The organism is Alteromonas sp. ABH2_165 (assembly GCF_056159945.1).
Map to the genome: position 1 here is coordinate 100384 of NZ_JBSWWF010000006.1, position 21490 is coordinate 121873.

At 47.7% G+C, this 21490-nt stretch carries 20 protein-coding genes; 14 read left to right on the forward strand and 6 right to left on the reverse strand.

Features of this window, described 5'->3' with window-relative positions:
• Positions 1–74 precede the first annotated feature (74 nt).
• Entirely contained in the window at positions 75–1361 is a 1287-nt protein-coding gene (locus ACXAFQ_RS12820; RefSeq protein WP_474822761.1) for a hypothetical protein, read from the forward strand.
• 37 nt (positions 1362–1398) lie between these two features.
• On the opposite strand, the gene ACXAFQ_RS12825 is transcribed toward ACXAFQ_RS12820, so the two are convergent.
• The gene (locus ACXAFQ_RS12825; protein WP_474822764.1) at positions 1399–1710 is read right to left on the reverse strand and encodes a hypothetical protein; all 312 of its coding nucleotides are present in this window, start codon (positions 1708–1710) and stop codon (positions 1399–1401) included.
• A gap of 108 nt (positions 1711–1818) precedes the next feature.
• Between ACXAFQ_RS12825 and ACXAFQ_RS12830 the strand changes: the two genes are divergently transcribed.
• Positions 1819–2010 (forward strand): hypothetical protein, encoded by a 192-nt coding sequence (locus ACXAFQ_RS12830; protein WP_070123760.1) that lies wholly within the window; start codon positions 1819–1821, stop codon positions 2008–2010.
• Between the two features lies 1 nt (position 2011).
• On the opposite strand, the gene epmB is transcribed toward ACXAFQ_RS12830, so the two are convergent.
• Complete coding sequence (epmB, locus tag ACXAFQ_RS12835) at positions 2012–3037, reverse strand: EF-P beta-lysylation protein EpmB (RefSeq protein ID WP_474822768.1); 1026 nt, start codon at positions 3035–3037, stop codon at positions 2012–2014.
• A gap of 36 nt (positions 3038–3073) precedes the next feature.
• Between epmB and efp the strand changes: the two genes are divergently transcribed.
• The 5 genes from efp (at position 3074) to ACXAFQ_RS12860 (ending at position 8514) form a co-directional block, all read left to right on the forward strand.
• Complete coding sequence (gene efp / locus ACXAFQ_RS12840) at positions 3074–3643, forward strand: elongation factor P (RefSeq protein ID WP_070123762.1); 570 nt, start codon at positions 3074–3076, stop codon at positions 3641–3643.
• Positions 3644–3699: 56 nt separating this feature from the next.
• The gene (gene epmA, locus ACXAFQ_RS12845; RefSeq protein ID WP_474822773.1) at positions 3700–4680 is read left to right on the forward strand and encodes an elongation factor P--(R)-beta-lysine ligase; all 981 of its coding nucleotides are present in this window, start codon (positions 3700–3702) and stop codon (positions 4678–4680) included.
• Positions 4681–4844: 164 nt separating this feature from the next.
• The gene (locus tag ACXAFQ_RS12850; RefSeq protein ID WP_474822777.1) at positions 4845–7253 is read left to right on the forward strand and encodes a TonB-dependent receptor; all 2409 of its coding nucleotides are present in this window, start codon (positions 4845–4847) and stop codon (positions 7251–7253) included.
• Between the two features lie 122 nt (positions 7254–7375).
• The gene (locus ACXAFQ_RS12855; RefSeq protein ID WP_474822781.1) at positions 7376–8005 is read left to right on the forward strand and encodes a gamma-glutamylcyclotransferase; all 630 of its coding nucleotides are present in this window, start codon (positions 7376–7378) and stop codon (positions 8003–8005) included.
• Positions 8002–8514 (forward strand): GNAT family N-acetyltransferase, encoded by a 513-nt coding sequence (locus ACXAFQ_RS12860; protein WP_474822786.1) that lies wholly within the window; start codon positions 8002–8004, stop codon positions 8512–8514. The genes ACXAFQ_RS12855 and ACXAFQ_RS12860 overlap by 4 nt, the downstream gene beginning before the upstream one ends.
• A 31-nt stretch (positions 8515–8545) precedes the next feature.
• Here ACXAFQ_RS12860 and ACXAFQ_RS12865 read toward each other — a convergent pair whose 3' ends face one another.
• Entirely contained in the window at positions 8546–9145 is a 600-nt protein-coding gene (locus tag ACXAFQ_RS12865) for a peptidylprolyl isomerase (RefSeq protein ID WP_070123767.1), read from the reverse strand.
• A gap of 11 nt (positions 9146–9156) precedes the next feature.
• Positions 9157–10350 (reverse strand): methyltransferase, encoded by a 1194-nt coding sequence (locus ACXAFQ_RS12870; RefSeq protein ID WP_474822790.1) that lies wholly within the window; start codon positions 10348–10350, stop codon positions 9157–9159.
• Between the two features lie 26 nt (positions 10351–10376).
• On the opposite strand from ACXAFQ_RS12870, the gene ACXAFQ_RS12875 reads away from it, so the two are divergent.
• The 4 genes from ACXAFQ_RS12875 to tyrS all read left to right on the forward strand — a co-directional run bounded on the left by ACXAFQ_RS12875 (position 10377) and on the right by tyrS (position 13575).
• Positions 10377–11012 carry an alpha-ketoglutarate-dependent dioxygenase AlkB family protein gene (locus ACXAFQ_RS12875; RefSeq protein WP_474822793.1) on the forward strand — a complete coding sequence of 212 codons (636 nt, stop codon included), beginning with the start codon at positions 10377–10379 and terminating at the stop codon, positions 11010–11012.
• A 2-nt stretch (positions 11013–11014) separates the two neighbouring features.
• Positions 11015–11335: a BolA family protein gene (locus ACXAFQ_RS12880; protein ID WP_070123770.1), complete on the forward strand. Its 321-nt coding sequence runs from the start codon at positions 11015–11017 to the stop codon at positions 11333–11335.
• Positions 11336–11432: 97 nt separating this feature from the next.
• Positions 11433–12233, forward strand: a complete 801-nt coding sequence (locus ACXAFQ_RS12885) for a LuxR C-terminal-related transcriptional regulator (RefSeq protein WP_474822796.1) — start codon at positions 11433–11435, stop codon at positions 12231–12233.
• A gap of 91 nt (positions 12234–12324) precedes the next feature.
• Positions 12325–13575, forward strand: a complete 1251-nt coding sequence (gene tyrS / locus ACXAFQ_RS12890) for a tyrosine--tRNA ligase (protein ID WP_474823638.1) — start codon at positions 12325–12327, stop codon at positions 13573–13575.
• A 215-nt stretch (positions 13576–13790) separates the two neighbouring features.
• Here tyrS and ACXAFQ_RS12895 read toward each other — a convergent pair whose 3' ends face one another.
• Entirely contained in the window at positions 13791–16634 is a 2844-nt protein-coding gene (locus tag ACXAFQ_RS12895; RefSeq protein WP_474822799.1) for an alpha/beta hydrolase family protein, read from the reverse strand.
• A 339-nt stretch (positions 16635–16973) separates the two neighbouring features.
• Between ACXAFQ_RS12895 and ACXAFQ_RS12900 the strand changes: the two genes are divergently transcribed.
• Positions 16974–17930, forward strand: coding sequence for a TIM barrel protein (locus ACXAFQ_RS12900; RefSeq protein ID WP_474822803.1), 957 nt, complete (start codon positions 16974–16976; stop codon positions 17928–17930).
• A 27-nt stretch (positions 17931–17957) separates the two neighbouring features.
• Positions 17958–19580 (forward strand): carboxylesterase/lipase family protein, encoded by a 1623-nt coding sequence (locus ACXAFQ_RS12905; RefSeq protein WP_474822807.1) that lies wholly within the window; start codon positions 17958–17960, stop codon positions 19578–19580.
• A gap of 107 nt (positions 19581–19687) precedes the next feature.
• Here the strand turns inward: ACXAFQ_RS12905 and ACXAFQ_RS12910 are convergent, their stop codons facing one another.
• A complete protein-coding gene (locus ACXAFQ_RS12910) occupies positions 19688–20620 on the reverse strand; it encodes an AEC family transporter (protein WP_474822811.1) in 933 nt (310 codons plus the stop codon).
• A gap of 206 nt (positions 20621–20826) precedes the next feature.
• Between ACXAFQ_RS12910 and ACXAFQ_RS12915 the strand changes: the two genes are divergently transcribed.
• Complete coding sequence (locus tag ACXAFQ_RS12915; RefSeq protein ID WP_474822815.1) at positions 20827–21471, forward strand: phosphatase PAP2 family protein; 645 nt, start codon at positions 20827–20829, stop codon at positions 21469–21471.
• Positions 21472–21490 lie beyond the last annotated feature (19 nt).

Here is a 21490-nt window from a genome sequence, read left to right on the forward strand (position 1 = left end):
CATTGGTAGCATTGAATTTGTTGGCGAATTCTTAAAAAATACGATGAGCTTTGATAATTAAAAAGGCGAATTTCTTGCGCATAATACGTGGTCTGATCATTCTTTTTTTGCTTTGTTTGTTGGCGCTAACAAGCATCGTGGTATTAATGGTCGAAACTGAACCTAAAGTTGATGTTAAAGCAGCGGAGCAGGTTGCCGATGCCGACACCGTTCATGACTTATTAGCGCAACTGGAATCCAGTGTGACAGACCGGCATCAGGCCCACACGATTACCATAAGCTCGCAACAACTGGATGCTATTGTCGGGTTTCTTCAACGCGCGACCGCCGGTTTTAGAGGGAAAGTGTCAGTCACGCCAGACGCTACACGGGTGCAAGCAAGTATTGCCATTCCGATAGAATTGTTCGACGGTTATCTGAATATTGATGCCACGTTGTTGCCTGCCAATGCCTTTGTGCTTGAGCAAGTGAAGGTGGGCGACCTCCACATTCCCGGCGGCATGGCCGTAGGCCTCGCTGAATGGCTTGTTAACCGTTGGACGCAGAGCAATATTGCCACGCAGGCTCGCGAGCAAATAGAAAAAGTCAGCATGAGCAATGAAGAAATCTTGGTGTCATTACGCCCTATGGATGGCTTTCTGCGTCAGCTTAACGAAGTGAAAAATGGTCTGTCAGTGGATCAGGACGACGAACTTCGGGATATGACGGCTTATTATCTTCAGTATATTGCCTGGCAAGACATTACTTTGGCCGATACGCCGCAACCGGCGATCGATTTTATCCGACTGACAATGAAGCGCGCAGCGCAGCGCAGTTCGCCAGAAGATGCCGCCGAACATAATAAAGCGGCTATTCTGGCATTAGCGATTTTTATCGGCCATCACCGGGTAGCGAATTTTGTTGGTGATGTGCAACCCGATGCAGAAAAAGCGTTAAAACCACTCACACCGCCACTGCTCCGCGGCAGGAACGATCTTGCCCGGCATTTTCTCATTTCGGCAGCGCTTAAAATTCTCAGTGAGCAGGGTGTAACGCTGGCCATTGGCGAATTCAAAGAGTTAATGGACCGCGCCATTGGTGGCAGTGGTTATTCGTTTGTTGATCTAAGTGCAGATATGGCAGGTGTCGAATTTGCTGAGGTCGCTACATCGCCCAAGCATGCCCAGGAAGTGCAAAAAATGTTGTCAGAGATGCACGACGACAGCGTGATTATGCCGCCCATAGATGGTTTGGCAGAAGGGTTATCGAAAACCCAGTTCGAAGACAAATTTGGTGCCGTTGACAGTAACGACTATCTTGATGAGGTTGCCAAAATTAAAGCGCGTCTTGCCACTATTGCGCTCTATCAGTTAGATAACTGACAGAGCGCGCCAACATCGCTGCGGCCAATATGCGGCTCTATTGTTTTCCTACAGCCTGAAACTGAGCCAGGGTAGTTAACGCCAGCTCAATTTTCTTTACCAGCGGGGCGAGGCCAGCCTTAAACGTGGCTTCGTCGCTGTCTTTTATGGCTTGCCAGTCTCTGGCGATTTCTTCGACATAGGGGGAGAATCGCTTTGAGCTGGTTTCAAAACCACTTTCCTCGGTAAAAATGGCCTGAAATTTTCCTTTTTGAGACTGCTGTAATTGATCAAGAAATGCATCTGCATCAATGGCTTTACGGTGCAGAGTCTGCAAAGTGTCCTGAAGTTGGTCGTTGATCGCCTGCATGGTTCTCCGAAATTCTGCTAAAGTTGTTTAAAGTATGGTCGATAACACTGAGAGGTGGGCAATTCTGCCCACTTTTTTATCTTGCTACAAGCAACAAAGGAAACTGGTATGGATATACAAGGTGCAGGTGCCTCTGGTACATCCGGTGCGTCGCTTGAGTTGGCCTCTCTGAAGCTGGCAAAAAGCCAGCAGCAACAAGAGGGAAAAGCTTCGCTTCAGCTGTTGGAATCGGCCGCTGACGTACCAAAACCATCATCCGGGAATCCGTCGTTGGGTGCCAACGTAGATACTTACGCGTGATTTAAGGGTGTAATTGTAAGTCGACAGGCGTTTTGCCGGGCTGGCCGCCAATCTCCCTAGTGAGTTTCGGTACCAGATACCCCGGCAGGCGCTTTATCATTCCGGCCATCAGCATTTTGGCTTTATCATCGGACACCTCGAAGTGGGCGGCGCCGAGTACTTTATCTAACTGAAATAAATAATACGGCATTACCCCTGCCTGGAAAGACGCTTCTTGTAAATCAACCAAGGCATCTTCAGAATCATTCACCCCTTTAAGCAACACCGACTGATTAAGTAACGTGACGCCCGCCTTGCGCAGCAGGTTAAGGCGTTCTGATAATAATGCACTGAATTCGTTGGCGTGGTTAGCATGCAGTACCATGATAACCGGTATGGGCAGCTCACTTATCCAGTTAACAAACGCGCTATCGAGCCGCTCTGGCATCACTACGGGTAAGCGGGTGTGAATACGCAAGCGACGCACGTGGAGAATGCGCGCTATTTTATTGGCTAGCCAGCTCAAGTGGTCATCTTTGGCCATGAGTGGATCGCCGCCAGAGAAAATCACTTCGTTGATGTTTTTATCGGCAGCAATGTACGCCAGGGCTTCCGTCCACTCCCGTTTGCTCACCGCGTTTTCAGCGTAGGGAAAATGACGACGGAAACAATAGCGACAGTTCACCGCACAGCCGCCACGCACAATCAGCAAAACCCGGCTTTGATATTTGTGTAGTAGCCCCTTCCCAGCCGTGTCGTGCTCTTCCAGCGGATCAGCACTGTAACCGGGGGCTGCTTCAAACTCATCTGTCAGCGGCATCACCTGGCGCAATAAAGGGTCGTGCCAGTTGCCTTTCTCCATCAATGATGCAAAGTGGCGGGGAACACGCATGGGAAATAATCGTCTGGCAGCACCGTGGTGACCAAGGTGCTCAGTATCGAGATCGAGGTAGTTCAACAGGTCTTCCGGGCGAGTAAACGCCATTGCAAGATCTTTTTGCCAGTTTGTCTCTACAGACAGCCTATTTTTAGGTATTATTTGCGCCACTTCGTATTTACACCTTATGTATTGGCAGAGAAAAATATGGCTTTTTACAGCACTAACGAATTCAAAGGCGGCCTCAAGATCATGCTTGACGGCGAACCTTGTAACATTCTTGAAAACGAATACGTAAAACCAGGAAAGGGTCAGGCATTTAACCGCGTTAAAATCCGTAAACTTATTTCCGGTAAAGTCCTTGAAAAAACGTTCCGCTCTGGTGAAACAGTAGAAGGCGCTGACGTGATGGATACGGAATTGGCCTATCTGTACACCGACGGCGAATTCTACCACTTTATGAATAACGATACATTCGAACAAATCGCGGCAGATGAAAAAGCGGTTGGCGAAAACGTTAAATGGTTAAAAGAGAATGATGTGTGCACCATCACGTTGTGGAATGGCGCGCCTATCACTGTTTCTCCGCCTAACTTCGTAGAGCTGGAAATTACCGAAACGGATCCTGGCCTGAAAGGCGATACCGCAGGTACCGGTGGTAAACCAGCAACGCTGTCTACCGGCGCTGTTGTTCGTGTTCCTCTGTTCGTACAGACAGGCGAAGTGATCCGTGTGGACACGCGCTCTGGCGAATATGTGTCTCGCGCACAAAAATAAGCAATTCCTGACGGCGCGCTTGCGCCGTCTGCTTTTTTCACTTCAAGCTCCCGCTTATGCAAACACCTTCTGACGCCTGGCAGCCCACCGCCGCCTTCGATAACCTGCGCCAACGCGCGGCACTGTTACGCACCATTCGCGAATTTTTCTATCAGCGCGATGTGTTGGAAGTCGATACTCCACTGTTAAGCCACGGCACCGTTACCGACGTGCATCTTGCAGCCTTTTCCAGTGCTTTTTCTCACAGCGAAACAGGCAAACCAGAAATGCTGTACCTGCAAACCTCGCCAGAATATGCAATGAAGCGCTTGCTGTGCGCGGGCAGTGATTCTATCTATCAGATTTGCAAAGCGTTTCGCCACGAAGGGGCAGGGCGGTTTCACAATCCGGAATTTACCATGTTGGAATGGTATCGTACCGGATTCGACCATCACGCACTGATGGCGGAGGTGGATGAACTGTTGCTGGCCACGTTGAATACCGCTCCGGCAGAAAAGATCAGTTATCAGGACGTGTTTATACACCAGCTATCGGTCGACCCATTAACGGCATCGGTAGAGGTGCTGCAACAAAAAGCCATTGAGTGTGGCCTGGATATGAATGCCGGGCTTCCGGACGATGCCGATACGCTGCTGCAACTACTTTTCAGTTTGTACATCGAGCCAGTGATAGGTGTCCATTCACCTTGTTTTGTCTATGGCTTTCCAGCATCACAAGCTGCACTCGCGAAAGTTAATTTAAACGACCCACGCACAGCAGATCGCTTTGAGGTGTATTTTAAAGGCGTTGAGTTGGCTAATGGTTTCTATGAACTTGCGAATGCCAGTGAGCAGCGCCAGCGTTTTCTTGCCGACAATGTAAAACGTGAGGAAATTGGCTTACCTCCTTTACCCGTAGATGAACATTTCCTTTCCGCACTGGCGTCAGGACTACCCGACTGTGCCGGTGTGGCACTCGGTATCGATCGCTTATTGATGCTCAAACTGGGTGCTTCTCATATACAAGACGTAATCACTTTTCCGGTTTCCCGGGCCTAATTTGATTAGTTTGTGCTGAAGGGCTAACAATATCTTGATAGTGTAATGTTATATCATCGATAACATGCTGCTATCAGCGTTGAACAGGGATTGACCTCCGGCTGCTTTCCGTTGAAAATGTTATAACATCACCACAGTCCAAAAGTAGTTGACGGAAAATTTCCATGTATAAAACTTCCTTACTTGCTGCAGCAGTGCTAGCGGCGTTCAGTAGTGGCGCGTTCGCCACGACAATAACAGGTAAAGTGACCGACGAGTCAGGTGCGCCAATTAAAGGCGCAGAGGTGTCAGTAGAAGGTTCGCGTAGAACCGTGCTAACGGATGAAAATGGCGTTTACACCATGGCCGATATTAGCGCTAAGGATGTACATGTTCATGTGTCTTCAAGCAAATACCTCCACGGTGATAAAGATTTAGGGCCAGTTTCTGGCAATCAACAACTGAATTTTACGCTGGCACCAGCATCAGTAGAAAATATCGTGGTAACCGCCACCGCTATGCAAACATCCGTACTCGAAAGCGTAACGCCGGTTTCTGTGCTCAGCGGAGAAGAGTTACGCCGTAAGCAAGAGCCCACTTTAGGTGAAACCCTGAAATCTATGCCGGGTGTGCATTCTTCTTATTTTGGTCCGGTGGCGAGCAGTCCGGTGATCCGTGGTGCTGGTGGCCCCCGTGTGAAGATTGTGCAAAATGGTTTGGATGTTGGCGATGTATCGCGCATTGGTCCTGATCATAACGTGGCAGCAAGTACCTCAAGTGCGACACAGGTGGAAGTGTTACGTGGCCCGGCAACGTTGCAATATGGCTCGGGTGCCATTGGTGGTGTGGTCAACGTGGTAGATAAACGTATTCCGCAAGAAATGCCTTACGGCACAGAAGGGGAAGCCGAACTGCGTTACAGCACCGTGGATAACGGCAAATTTGGCAAAGTGGATGTCACCACAGGCAAAGACAACGTGGCATTCCATTTTGATGGATTCAAGCGTAAGACCGATGACATTGATATTCCTGGTTATTCTGAAGCTGAACCTGATGACGATGCTACCTACGGTACGCTGGGTAGCACAGACATGGATACCACAGACTTCAATGCGGGCATTAGCTACATCCAGGATGAAGGCTACATTGGCTTCTCAGTAGAAAAGCTCGATAACCTGTACGGCGTGCCGGGCCACCACCATCATCATGAGGAAGAAGAGGAAGAAGCCGCAGAAGAGGAAGGCGCCGAAGAGGGCACTAAAATTGATGTGGACATGACACGCTATCAATTGGCCGGCGAATGGCATTCACCCACTGACGGTATCGATAATATTCGTTTTGCTGCCGCTTACACCGATTACAGTCATGTTGAAATTGAAGATGGCGAAATCGGTACCCAGTTTAACAATGAAGGCGTGAATGCCAAATTGACCATCGCGCACACAGGCATTGCAGGCTGGCACGGCGTGTTTGGTATGCAATTGACAAACAGCGACTACGAAGCGATTGGGGAAGAAGCCTTTTCACCGCCAACAACAACGGATACGCAGGCGCTGTTCCTAATTGAACAGAAGAAGGTTGGCGATGTGACCTTTGAGCTAGGCGGACGCTTGGAAAACACCTCATACGATGCCGACGATGCCACCGTAGAGCTTCATGTTGAACACCTCGATGAAGAGGAACACGAGCATGAGGAAGAAGAACATGAAGAAGCGCTGACGTTCAACTTCCCGGACTATGACTTTACCAGCGTATCATTGTCTGCCGGGGCAAACTGGGAATACCAGCCTGGTTATTCTGCTGCGTTAACGTTGTCCCGCAATGAACGTGCGCCGAGCCAGCAAGAGCTTTTCTCTGGTGGTCAGCATATTGCCACCCGCACGTACGAAGTGGGTTTGGTTTATCAATTAGATGATGAAGGTGAACTGTCTGACACGCTGCGCGATGTGAACGAAGAAGTCAGCACCAACCTGGATTTAACGTTCCGCAAATTCAACGGGGATTGGGGTTATACCGCGTCGCTGTTTTACAACCAGGTAGACAACTACATTTACGAAAGCGGCACCGGATTAGTGGCCATTTCTGAAGAACATGAAGAGGAATTGGCTGAAGAAGGAGCCGAGCACGAACACGAGGAAGAAGAAGGCACACCGGTGTATTACTTCCAGCAGTCTGACGCTGATCTCTACGGCTTCGAAGCGGAAGTGTTCTACAACATTTCAGACGAGTGGCGCATAGAAGCCTATGGCGACTATATTCGTGCCAAGCTCGATAATGAAGATTTACCGCGTATTCCACCGTTACGTTTAGGCTCGACCTTGCGTTATCAGGGGCAGTCGCTCGGTGGTGAAGTGGGCGTTGAATGGTATGACGAGCAAACCAAAACCGCGCCTTACGAAACGGCTACCGATGGCTACACGCTGTTAAACGCCAGTGTGGAATACGATATCGCCTCAGCTGGGGTCGATTGGGTTTTATTTGCCCGTGCAGATAACATCACTGATGAAGAGGCCCGTGTACATACTTCATTCCTGAAAGATTTGGCACCGCTACCGGGCCGCAACTTCTCTGTAGGCGTACGCGCTGTGTTTTAAGTCACTGGCATGTGAACCGGGTGATGTGTGTTCCCGTAAATCCATCCTTCGTATTTACGTGAAGGCCGGTTCACTAATCGCTATACTGGCTCCCGTTATGGTTTTCCATCGCGGGAGTTTTTTTGCAGTTTTCAGAATTAACATCGTGGATGCGGGCTACGGAGAATAAGCCACTGATACTCGGCTACGGTAGCCTGATGAGCAGTGACAGCCGTCGTCGTTTCTCTAATATCGAGCATCAAGGTCTGTTGGTACAGGTTGCTGGTTATACCCGAGCCTGGATCACGCGCAGTCTGGAAGAACAACAAACGTATGTGGGTGCGTTGCCTGGCGCTCAGGGTTGCCTGAATGCGCAGCTCATTGCTACAGATATCGATCCCGCCCTTGCCGACCGCGAAAGAGACTATCAATTCGAGCAGGTTCCAGTAACACAAATTTCGACTCTTCTACCAGCGCAATCCGCCCAGGCTTTACGAGATTTTCTCGGGGAAAAGCGAGTCTATATTTGTCGTTCGCTGGCTAGCTACCCGGCAGAAGCCAATTATCCCATTCATCGGTCTTATGTCGATACGTGTATGGTTGGCTGCCTGGAAGCGGGGGGCGAAGAAGCCGCCAAAACGTTTGTCGAGCAAACCGGACACTGGAATCAGCATCTGATAGATGACAGGCGCGATCCACAATACCCACGTGCCGCTAAGGTCTCACCGGCACATCGTGACATCATTGACACCATTCTGGGGGCGCTGCTATGAAACTGTCTACCTCACAATTAGATTTACGCCAACCCCGACATGGCGATGAACCTTGGATCTATGCACTTAACCACGACCCACTGTGGTTGCGTTTTATTGGTAACCGTGGCGTGAACACCTTGCTCGAAGCCACTACTTATATCGACAATGCCATGAAGCATTTCGATACCCACGGCTACGGTTTGTTCGCTATTGAAGATCGATTAACGGGTAAAGCCCTTGGCATGTGCGGGTTAATTAACCGCGGGCTGTTCTCTGCGCCTGATTTAGGTTTTGCGTTATTACCTGAAGCTAGGGGAAAAGGAATGGGTGTCGAAGCCTGCGAGGCGGTTATTGCATTTGCCCGTGAGCAGTTATGCGTGGACTACCTCACTGCCATGACCCATGGTGAAAACCATGATTCGCAGAAACTGCTTAGAAAGTTGGGCTTTAGCAGACAAGGCGAACTGTTTATGCCGGGCATTCGCGGGCAACAGTTTTTCTGGCTGGAAATGAAAACGCCCCGTTGATTAACGGGGCGCGGGTTTATTCATTTGTGACTTAAACCGGTGGAAGCACCGTCACTTTTTTCAGAATGATAGGCTCTTTGGGCGAATTGACTTCACCAATAGCAGGCTGATAATCGAGTTCTACTTCCATCATTTTCTCAATAACCGCTTCGCCTTCAACAATCATTCCGAATACCGAGTAACCCCAGTCCCGTCCCGGGTCCAGGTTGCTGTTGTCATTCATATTGAAAAACCACTGACGAGTAGCCGAATGCGGGTTGTTCTGACGTGCCATCGATATGGTGTACATTTTGTTTTTCATGCCGCTGCCCGACTCATTAAAAATCGGATCGTATTCTGGCTTTTCACCATATTCCACATCGTAGCCACCGCCTTGCACAATATAGCCGGGCACAATGCGATGAAACACCGTGTTGTTGTAACTGCCTGCATCAACATAACGCAGAAAATTATTTACGGTAATGGGGGCGCGGCGGCGATAAAGTTCTACGATTACATCGCCTGCTGAGGTCTCCATTTTAACCCGCGGATAGTAGTTATCTGGCTGAACATGAGAACCGTCTTTTTCTTTTTTCGCAGCCACCGCAGAGGTGGTGATCAGCACTAAAGCCAGAAACAACGTACGTAACATAGTGAACTCCCTTAACGTTTAGCTGAGTTGAGAATCACGAACTTCTGGTGACTGGCAAGCTGACTCACGCCGCCGAAGATCCGCTTTAATTTTATATGGTAATCAAGATGGCGGTTGCCTACCACCACAAGATGGCCGCCACGGGCGAGACAATCTTTAGCGTCGGTAAACATTTGCCAGGCAATATGATCGGTAATGGCATTTTGCTGGTGGAATGGAGGATTGCAGAATACCTTGCTATAACCGCCGTCGCCACGCTGCCTTATTGCATCAAGACAGTTCGAGGGCACAAACTCACAGCGCTCCAGCGCATCAGGAAAATTTTCTTGCACATTCAGCTTTGCCGACGCCAGGGCCATGAAAGACTCATCAACAAACGTAATGCGGGCTTCCGGGGCCAGCGAGAGCGCGTTGAGCCCAAGCACGCCGTTACCGCAGCCAAGATCAATAACACGCTCATTGTTGGTCACATTCATGTGTTCCAACATGAAACGGGCACCGATATCCAGCGATTGGCGGGAGAACACATTCGCATGGTTTGCCACAGACACATTTAAACCGTTTTGAGTACGAACGGACCAACGAGTCGGGTAAGGCGATGTTGCAGGGACGTTGAGCTTGGCGGCATCAGGTGTAGAAAAAATTAAGCGAGACTTTTTCTTTGCTAACGACGTTTTCGTTTCGCCAATATAACGCTCGAACAGTTCCAACACGTTTTTCGTGATGGTTTTTGCTTTCGCCCCAGCAATGATGCGCGTGTCAGGTGTAATGACTTGTTGCAACATAATTAGCTGATGCTCAAGCAATGCCAGTGCCCGAGGGATTTTCAACACGATGGTATCGGGTTTATCTGGCAGCGCGGCCAGACAGTCTGCAGCAATTACAGGCGCACTTACCAAACCTTCCGCAGAAAGGCTTTCTTCGAAGCCGTTTACCACCAGATTATCTTCCAGCGAACGGTGCGAAATCCACGAATCTGACACCCAGTGAGGCGACTGCTCGGCATACCAGCAACCCAGCGCCCCGAAATCGTCATTGAATATGATACATTTGCCCAAAGATGAAGACTGGGTTTCAGCAATGTGATCAATAATCAGCTCATCTGCACTGTCCCAGGCCTGCAAACTCACATGCTGGTGTTTGGCGGGGTGGCGGATAAGTTTAAGTTTGCGGTCGCGAAATGCGAAAACGGTGTTGTCGCTCATGGGTATGGTTAACAGGTTCCAGGTTTATGCAATTTTCATTTTTCGATGATGACAGTGAACACGCTTCGCAGCCTCAAATGATTCCGCTGCCGGGGGCTGATGTGGTTTACATGCCCCGCTGGCTAGCAGATCAAGAGGCCACTGCGTTTTATCATGCGTTGGCATCATCATTAAGCTGGTCACAGGATACCATTAAACTGTTTGGCAAGCCGGTGAAAATTCCCCGCCTGCAGGCCTGGTATGGTGATTTGACCACCCAATACACCTACTCTGGACTCACCATGGTGCCCAAGGAATGGACAACGGAATTGCAAAACCTGCGTTCGCGCTGCGAAAAAACAGCCGGTTGCCGCTTTAACAGCGTACTTGCAAACTGGTATCGACACGGACAAGACAGCATGGGCATGCATGCCGATGATGAACCTGAATTGGGCGTGCAACCGGTTATTGCTTCATTAACCCTGGGCGAAGGGCGCCCCTTTATATTCCGCCACAAGCAAACGAAAGAAACCACACGCATTAATCTGGAACATGGCTCTTTGCTAATAATGCGCGGTGATACCCAGCGTAATTATCTGCACGGTATCAACAAGACGAGCCGTAGTATCGGTGGTAGAATCAACCTTACATTTCGTTATATTTATCCTGCTACACCGGAGTAATCATGGTTGACGTAAAAGCCTTTATAGAACAGCAATTAACAGAAGCCCTGTCGCCTGTGTACCTGGAAGTGCTGGATGAAAGTCATATGCACAATGTACCACCGGGCGCGCAAAGCCACTTTAAAGTTACTGTAGTCACCAGCGATTTTGAAAACGTGCGCCGGGTACCACGACACCAAAAAGTAAACGGTTTGCTGGCCGAAGCCTTACAAGGCCCGGTACATGCGTTAGCGATGCACACCTACACACCAGAAGAATGGGAAGCCAGAGGCGGCAGCGTAAACGCCTCACCAAACTGCCTCGGCGGCAGTAAGCTGGGGTAGAGGCATTTGGTTTCACCCATCCAGCGGTTAGGTTTAACTTTGCGCATTTACGGTAGCTACGGGAAATTGAAAGTCTTGATTATTCGTTTTGGGTGTTATGCCAGAATCACAAATTAATAGCCTGCTTGCTAATGTCATATCGTCTCTAAAATCAACAAATTTCACCTCTGCATTGATGGCGTTATTCGATTCGGTAGTGAGTTACGACTGCGCAGTGATTCTTGGTTTACGTAATGGCAAGCATCCAATTTATCTGTACGATTCCATCAAGAGTAATCGAGAATTGCTTTTCGAGCGCTACATCACAAACGCTTTTCAGAATGATCCGTTTCATAAGCATTTAACTTCCGTTGAACAGCAAGGCGTTTTCTTATTAAAAGACGTAATCAGGCTAGATACTGATTATCAAACATATATCAATCAGTTCTACCAGCAAACGGGCTGGGAAGATGAGCTATGTATACTTATAGAGGTTGAACCAAGTCGCTGGGTAGCTATTTATCTAGGCTCTACCCAAAAGGGTAAACCATTTTCGTTGTCAAACATCGAAACCTTAAGGTCATATTTCTCTGTCATCCAATCGCTTTGTCAGCAACACTGGAAACAAAAAGAGTTTTTACTCGCTGAACCGGTCTTATCGCCGGAGTCTTACTCCTTAAAAAGACGGGAGTGGCTTGAGCATGGCCTGCTTACTTTTGGCGATGGATTACTTTCAAAAAGAGAAAAACAAATTGTCCGCTTAATATTAAAAGGGCTTGATTCTAAAGAAATTGCTGTGCAATTAGCTATTGCGGAAGGAACAGTGAAAAACCACCGCAAGCGCATCTATACCCAGCTTCGGGTGTCATCTCTCAGTGAGCTTTTCCAAATTTTTCTTAACCATATAATTACTCACTAATTTGAGCTTTTGTCCCTTTAAGGATATATCAGGAAAAAGTTTCGACTCGTAGTCTGTACATCACATTATTCATACGGACGAGACCTTAGTGATGACATTAATTCAAGAACTACAGATGCGCGGGCTAATTGCTCAAGCCAGTAATTTAGACCAAATAGAGCAACAACTTAATCGGACACAAACGGTGTACTGCGGTTTCGATCCTACTGCAGGTAGCTTACACATTGGACATTTAGTTCCACTGATTATGCTTAAACGCTTCCAAGATGCCGGCCACCATGTAATAGCACTGATAGGTGGGGCTACTGGCATGATAGGCGATCCAAGTTTTAAAGCGGAAGAGCGTAGTTTGAATTCTGCAGAAAAGGTTGCAGGGTGGGTCAATGCTCTCATCAATCAAATTGAACAGCTGTTAGCGCCGCATCTAAGCGAGCCAGTGACAATCGTCAATAACGCAGACTGGATGAGTAATATTAACGTTATCGATTTTTTTCGCGATATTGGTAAGCATTTTTCAATTAATACTATGATAAGCCGTGAGTCTGTAAGGCAACGTTTGAAAAGGCCAGAACAAGGCATTACCTTTACCGAGTTTAGCTACAATTTACTCCAGTCCTATGACTTTTCAGTACTGAATCGAGAATATGATTGCAGCTTACAAATCGGAGGCAATGATCAGTGGGGAAATATCGTCAGTGGTATTGACCTCACTCGTCGTCAAAATCGCAAGCAAGTATTTGGTTTGACTTTACCTTTGATAACCAAATCAGACGGTACGAAATTCGGAAAGACAGAAAGTGGAACCATTTGGCTTGATCCAGAAAAAACCTCACCATACATGTTTTATCAGTTTTGGTTATCCACATCCGATGCCGATGTGTTTAATCTCCTTCGGTATTACACACTCCTTCCTTGTGATGAAATCGATAAACTCGAATGGGAAGATAAAAAGGCCCAGGGCAAACCCCAATCACAAAAGATCCTTGCGCAACACATTACACGTTTTGTGCATGGTGAGGCTGGGCTTCAAAGCGCAGAGCGCATAACGGAAGCATTATTTACAGGTGGGGTTGAGAAGCTCAGCTACAGTGAAATAAAACAGCTAGAGTTAGATGGAATGCGTACAATTGAGACACCTCAGCTAAACCTTGTCGAACTGTTAATCGAATCAGGGTTTGCTAAGTCAAGACGTATTGCTAGAGAGCTCATCGAAGATAAAGCTATTAGCGTTAACGGTGAGAAAGTTATATCCGGAAATGCGCGGCTGGGTTTTCCACTTTTTGACGAATACTGGCTACTTCAGCGCGGTAAAAAGTATTTTTGCTTAATTAAACGCAAATAGAGCGGCTGATAAAAATATACTTATTTCTTCGTCAAAAATTGATGTCATTGCTCTAAGTTACTGAAGAGTAAAGTGTTGCAAAGGGCATTCCTGAGTTCGCTGAATGCCCCGATTTAATGAGTTTGCTTGAGATATAACCAGGAGGAAGGTCCACTTCCTAAGGAACTTCAAGTTCCCCTGGTAGCCTCTGCTAGATTGTGCCCTCTCAAATTCACCTAGTGCAAATTAAAGGTTTCGCTAAGCTGCGGCTTGTTATAGATGTCTTTCAGCACTACCTTGATGTCGGTAAACTGCTGATTGTATGTATCTAAAACATGGGAACTATGGAAACGTGTTTTTCTGAGTATAGAATGGTAGCGTGGGTAGTTATAAAAAAATGTGCGCTCTAATATACTGACTTCGCCATTTGCTTTTACACCGTGCCATTCAATAACCACACCAAGCGGTTGATCGGCGGCTCTAAACATATTGCTGGTGGAAAGTTTATAGTCGATGGCTACTCGGTCTCCCGGCTGCAAAGATAAACCTTCAACAGAGCTGAAAGCTTCCTCACCATTTGCCAGTTTGCTGAATAGGCCACTTTCGATTTTATCAATGAGTGTGCTGCTAGGCGCAATATTGGCGTATTCCTTCATTAATACTTCAATACTATCGCTATCGCCCTCAAGTCTGGTTACGAGTTCAGCAACAATGTTTTTAAATAAGTATTGGTATTGATCATCTTGAGCTTTCGGCACCGACTTCATTGCAGACAAACACTGTTTCGTTCCTCCTTTTGTCCAGAGGCAATCCCAAAATTGCGTTAGCAGCGTGGTACGGTAACTGTTATCTAGTGCGATGGATTTATCGAGAAATGTTTTAGCCAGCAAAGGCTGTGGTGCACCGAATCTATAATCGAACAGATACCGGTAAGTGAGTTGATAAGCCGCATCAGCATTCCCTAACTCAGCAGCCTGCTTAAGCAGCGCAATGGTATCCGGTATTGATGACACGGATTCTTTCGCAGAGAGTTGGCTTAGTGCGAGCTGTAATAATGCCTCAGGTTGGCCGGTAGTTGCGGCTTGCTCATAAAAATAAGCCGCTCTTTTTTCGTCTTTATCTACGCGATTATCTCTTGAGAAACCATTCGCCACTAAAAGCAAATCCTCAGCGAGTAACTTTTGTTGCGCTTTGTTGACCGTTTTAATAGGTAGTGGAGGAATCGATAATTGGCGGCGGATAAAGTCGTCAATCAATACATGTTCGTGTTGATCGCCACTCCAAATTGAATGGCCGTGACCGGTATGTTTGTAGTAAGCCCGTTCGAAAGGAATTCCGAGCTTGGTCAGCACATAATCCAAACGTTGAGTATGTTCGAATGCTGCAACATCATCTTCGTAGCCTGCTGTAAGCAATAAGGGTTTAGCGATTTTTTCTGCCAAATATAGGGGAGAAATATCGAACAGGTTCTCATCGTATTCCCCAATTGTATTTTCAACTTTCTTTAACCATTCTTCGCTGGTTTTCACGTTGCTTTGATTAAAAACCAGTGGCAAGTCATATATGCCGAATCGCGCTACTACGCAATCCACTAGATCTGGATGTAGAATGCTGAGCATAAGCGCTGAATAGCCACCGTAACTGGCTCCCATAGCACAGCTATTTTCAAAAGAGTGATGTTGTTCAAGTTGTGAAATAGCCTGCACGATGTCACGTTCTATTTGCTGGCCAAACTCGCCAACGCCGCCTTCTCTGAAAGCCTTGCCGAAGCCAAATGAACCATGAAAGTTGACTTGTAAAACGGCATATCCGCGGGTGGTATAAAACTGTACAACACGGTTGAAGTCGGCCGTGTCGCGTACACCAATCGGTCCACCGTGAGGCATTACCAAAAGTGTATTGTTGTCCTCACCAACTGCGGGATAAAAGTAAGACTCAATTTGATTCGATGAGGATTCAAAAGTGAGCAGTTGTGCTGCAGAGAAGCGATATTCATCTAAATCAGGTTGAACGGAAAACAGTAAGCTTGCGACTTTGTTCTGTACATCGTAAACGTAGAGATCGGCTGGCGCATCAGGGGCGTAGGCTGCAACAACATACACGTCCGCTTCGGCACTATAATCAACCAGAATAGCATTGCGTCCATTTAAGTTAGCATTCAGTACAGACTGTCGGTAACTGTGTACGGAATTAAGGTATTCAACGGTGAGTTCGCCACCTTTATAGTATGTAACAGAAGTCGGTTCTCCTGTTTCATAATTGACTTCGGCAGATAGCAGGTCGTAGCTTTCGTGCTCGTATAATACTTCGCCAAAGGTTTTTGTGGGGATGTTATACCGGTACAGTGCAATCTTGTCGGTAGATATGTCACTGAGTACGGCCAGGTTGTTCTCGTCGATAAACCCCATGGGTTTAAAGCTATATTCAGTGTTAAAATCTTCCAGCAACGTGTGCCATTGCGTCCCACGCAAAGTGCGGTATTTCATTGAAAATGTAGAAGCTTCACTGTCGTAACTTAAACTGAGCAATTGGTCTGATGGTGAGTCATAGAAATAAAAGACTGACTCATCAATGAGTCCGTCAATTTCGTCCTCGCCTTGCCAATCGACTTGGGTTAACGCCATGGGATCTGTGACAAATATTCTGGTTTTACCTTCTGGAGGTTTATGCGCAAATACGAGTTTCTCGGAAGCAGAGTGAGCGCGACCGAGTACATATCCGGGTTGACGAATTTGGTGGGGCGATAACGACGGCATGCCATCATCATTAACGTTTATTTCAATGATGGTCGTTGCTTCAATACGCCGCTCTTTTGCGATTACTGATACCTCAAGATACAACTTGTTCGCGGAGAGCCAGAAATGATTGATCAGCTGGCCGCCTTCACCCAGGTCCGCTACCGGAATGAAGTTGTCTGACTCACGTTCAATGAGGCCAACGCGAGGGCTACCATCATTATATTCAAACACGGCCACATAGCTTGCATCTGGTGAAAGCCTGGGTGAACGATACTGCTGATTAGAGAATATTTTTGAGGCGGGTACAGGGCTTTCTATTTTGTTTTCTTTTATTTGCGCCACAGCCCGTCACTAATGTGGATAATGCGAAAATTACAACAAACCACTTAAAACATCTTCCTTGCATACTGCTATCCATTTGTTTTTTGAACGGTCTATATATCAGTGGGTTAGAGGTATCTCAACTTTCAACATTGGCTAGCAAAATCTTAGTTGTACCAGTAGTCATCTGCCATAAACCCCTTTTCTCTGCCATTTATCGGAATTTCGCAAAACAACAGTTGTAAAATGATATCGATGTCACTAATGTAGGCAATCTATAGGTTGATAACATTTAATTAACTTCTTTGCGCATGGCCGAAGTGGCACTTAAGTGCAGAGTTATTGATAAGGGAAACAAACATGACATCGTCACTTTCACGTCGACACTTTTTGAAAGCTGGGGCAGCGGTAGCGGGTTTGATGGCCGTGCCGGGCGCAATGGCGCATTCTATGACCGCAGGCTGTGGTGCTACGGGTACCCGTCCTTACGGCATTCAGATGTACATGGTACGTGACATGCTGGCGAAAGACTTCAAAGGCACGGTGAAAAAGCTGGCTGCAGCGGGCTTTAAACAACTTGAACTGTTTGGCGTTGGTGGCTCGGTTACCGCTGAAGGTGCGCCGCTGTTTGGTTTGAGTGTCGATGACATGGCGGCAATGCTGAAAGAATATAAACTCAGCGTGCCATCCGTTCATATCAATTCAGATTTGGAAGATATCGACTACATTCGTGAAATGGGTGAAAAGCTGGATATCGACTACTTTATCGAACCGATGGCGGGTGAGTTTTTAAGCTTTGCTGATGGCAAAGTGACGTTGAACCAGCCTTCAACGGTTGAAGAAGTAAAAGCCATTGCGGCACGCTTAAATAAACGTGGCCAAACCATGAAGGATTTGGGCTTTAAGTTTGCTTACCACAATCATAATTTTGAATTTGATAAAGTGGATGGCCAGCTTATTTTCGACATCATGATGGAAAACACCGATCCTGAACTGGTAAAAATCGAGTTAGATTTAGGCTGGGTTTCGGCTGCCGGACACGATCCTGTTGCTATGCTGAAGAAATACGAAGGCCGCGTGATTGGCTGTCATATGAAAGACTACAATGGCTCACTGCCGCTTACTGACGATCCGCGATTTATCATTCCTGAAATGGCACGCATTGGTACACCGGGCGATGGCAAAAGCGACTTCCCGGCTATTGTGAAACTGCTTAATAAACAGAACGTGAAATATCGCTACGTGGAAGTAGATGTAACGGAAACACCGTTTGAAGATGCGGTACGTGGTTTGTGCCATTTGAGTGCGTTAGGCTAACCCATAATTAGAATAAGGAAAGTTGCTATGAAAACACGTGTATTTACTTTGTCAGCGATTGCAGCGGTGATGTTGTCAGCCTGTGGTGAGCAGGCAGCAGAACAGCCAGAAGCGAGTGCGCCGATGAATGACACCCAGGTTAGTATTGCTAATGGCACCATTGAAGGGGTGAAAGACGATGACATTCTTGTTTTCAAAGGCATTCCTTATGCTAAGCCGCCAGTGGGTGAAAACCGCTGGCGTTCACCACAACCGGTTGCAGATTGGGACGGCGTGAAAGCGACTACCGACTACGGCAATGACTGCGCACAGAAACCGTTCCCAAGTGATGCTGCTCCTTTGGGTAAAGAGCCAGCGGAAGACTGTTTATATGTGAATGTATGGGCGCCGCAGCCAGGCGAGGGTAAACGCCCTGTTGTGGTTTGGATCCACGGTGGTGGCTACGTTAATGGCGGTGCATCGCCAGCCACTTACGATGGCAGTGAATTCGCCCGTGCGGGTGTGGTATTTGTTAGCTTTAACTACCGACTTGGACGTTTTGGCTTTTTCGCACATCCTGCCTTATCTGCTGCAAAAGAAGGCCCGCTGGGCAACTATGGCTTTGAAGATCAGATCGCGGCGATGAAGTGGGTACAGGAAAACGTTGAAGCGTTCGGCGGTGATGCGAGTCAAGTGACTATTATGGGTGAATCTGCTGGGGGCGGCTCGGTGCACAACCTCATGCAAACACCTAGCGCGCGAGGCACTTTCCAGCGTGCAATCATTATGTCGGGTGGCGGTCGTTCTTTAATGGGCGAGCGTTATCTGGATAAAGACAGCAATGGTCAGCCTTCGCTGGAGCAGATTGGTGTGAACTTCGCTGAAAAACATGGGATCGAAGGCACAGGCCCTGAGGCATTGGCTGCATTGCGCGCATTACCTGAAGAGCAAGTTGTCGATGGTTTGAATTTGATGGCGCTGTTTATGCCGCAGGGTGGCGTAGTCACTTATGGTGGCCCGGTTAACGATGGTGAAATTGTGCAGGGCGCAACGCAAACGATGCTGGAAGAAGGCAAAGTGGCTAAAGTGCCAGTAATGGTAGGCACCACCAGTCAGGATATCGGTTTTGCAAGCTTCCCTGACAAAGATGCCTTGTTCGCTTCTTTTGGTGAATTCGCTCAGGCTGCCCGCGATGCTTACGATCCAGATGGAAGCGCCGACTTGCAAACACTGGTTGCCAGCGTGGGCCAGGACTTCACAATGCAAGAGCCTGCTCGCTTTGTCGCTCAACAGATGACACAGATGGACGAAAACGCCTACTTGTATCGCTATGACTATGTGGCAGAGAGTGTACGTGATGGAAAAGGCACTCCCCATGCGGCGGAAATTCCATTTTTCTTTAAAACGGAAGACGTGAAATATCCCGAATTTACCGAAAAAGATGCCGCTGCGGCTGACCTGGTATTCAGCTATGTGGTGAGCTTTATTGAAAATGGCGATCCGAATGTGACCAGACTGCCAGAGTGGAAACCTTACGATGGCGAGCAACATAACATGATGCACTTCAACATGGATGCCGAAGCTGTACACGGCCAAGATCCATGGGCAGACCGACTGAATGCTGTTCAAGGCGCGACGGAAGCGTTTCAGGCATCTACGGGCACTAAATAAGTCGATTTATTATCGGTAATCAAAAAAGCGCATCATTGTGAAATGATGCGCTTTTTTTGTTTGGGCTAGGATCAGTCAGTTCGTTAGTGACTGGTCATAAAACTGCGTTACACCAGGTGCCAGGCGCTCAGGGTACCAAAAGCGACCGCTGTAACCGGTAGAGAGAACAGTGTTGATACCGCAATAATACTGGCTGCCAGGCGGTGATCGCCACCCATACTGCGTACCATCACATAACTGGCTGCTGCGGTTGGCGCAATCGACAGTAAAAGAACAATGCCAAGGCTCATGCCGGTAAACCCAGCCGCATAGGCCAAGCCAACCATGAGTGCCGGATACAACACACACTTGCTGATAGTGCTTAAGGTAATGTTGTACCAATCGGCAGAGAACGAGCGAAATTGCAGTGATGCGCCAGTGCACAGTAGTGCCAGTGGCAGAGTGAGCTGTGCAAAGTATTCGCCGGTACGGGTAACAGCCTCAGGCAGGTGCCAGGAAAAATAGGAAAACGGCAGCGCAATGACAATGGAAATAATCAACGGATTGCGGGTGATGCCTTTTACTTGCTCCATCACCGAACGCTTTCCGGGTTGATAAAAGTTCAGCACCATCACTGAAAGAATATTAAACAGAATCGTAATACAGCCCAAATAGACTGATGCTGCTGCCAGCCCATCCTGACCGTAGGTGTTGGCACAATATGCCAGACCTATAATGCCCATATTGGCTCGAAAGCCGCCTTGCACCACCACGCCCCGTGACTGATAAGGGCGTACTGTCTGGCGCGCCGCGAGAACCAGCAGTGCCGTCATAATGAGTGTTCCTGCCATCCCGACACCAATTAAAGGCAAGTTGGCGGCATGACTAAAGTCAGCCTGACTGATAGACAGAAACAGCAACGCCGGCAGCGCGACTTTGAATACCAGCTTGGAGCCGGTTTCAACAAAGTTTTCGTCTACCAACTTAATACGGAAAAACAGCCAGCCCAGTAGCAATAGCAAGAGAACGGGTAGCAACGTGGAAGTAATAAATGAGAACATGGATGGCACAAAGAAAGTCGGAATAGGTACATTATATCAACTTTCGCCTATTCATTTCTGTGACTGTCGTGGCTTATCTCTGCTGTTTCAGCTTAATCAATTCCCATATTCTTGAGTGATGAATGGATCTGAATGCGCTTTGTAAGGGAATAAAGGAAAAAACGCGCAGGACATTTGTTATCTCTTTTCAGCACAAAGCATCGCACATGAACAGGTATAGGTTACTGCTGCTGGCAAGCATTGTATTACTCTCGCTGCTGGCAGTATGGACCCATTATCAACCTATTCCCGCACTGGATAAAAGCATTATGCTCTATTTCCGTAGTGCCGTTGATCCCGCCAAGCCAATAGGGCCGGAATGGTTGGCTGTGCACTTTCGCGATATCACTACATTAGGAAGTAACTGGTTTCTTTTACTGCTTACAGCGCTTGCGGCAATAACTTGTGCAGAAAAAGGGCATCGAGATAAAGCCCTGTTTATTTTGATTACGATAATCAGCGGAATAGCATTCAGTTTCGCGCTCAAATATGGATTTCACCGACCTCGCCCCGAATTGGTGCCGCATATTACGAAAGTGTACACAAGCAGCTTTCCGTCAGGGCATGCCATGAGCTCCTCATTGACCTATGCCTGCTTAACCAGCCTGGCTTTGCAATTGGTTAAGGAGCGCATTTTACGACGTTGCTTTGTAGGTACTGCGGTTATTATTGTGATGCTGGTGGGAATAAGCAGAGTATTTCTTGGCGTTCACTGGCCCACCGATATTCTGGCTGGCTGGAGCGCAGGCTTAGGCTGGTTCTGCCTCTGCAGTTTGCTTATGAGCAAACTTGTTCAGAGCAAATCAGCTTAAAATCAAGGCAAATCTGGTA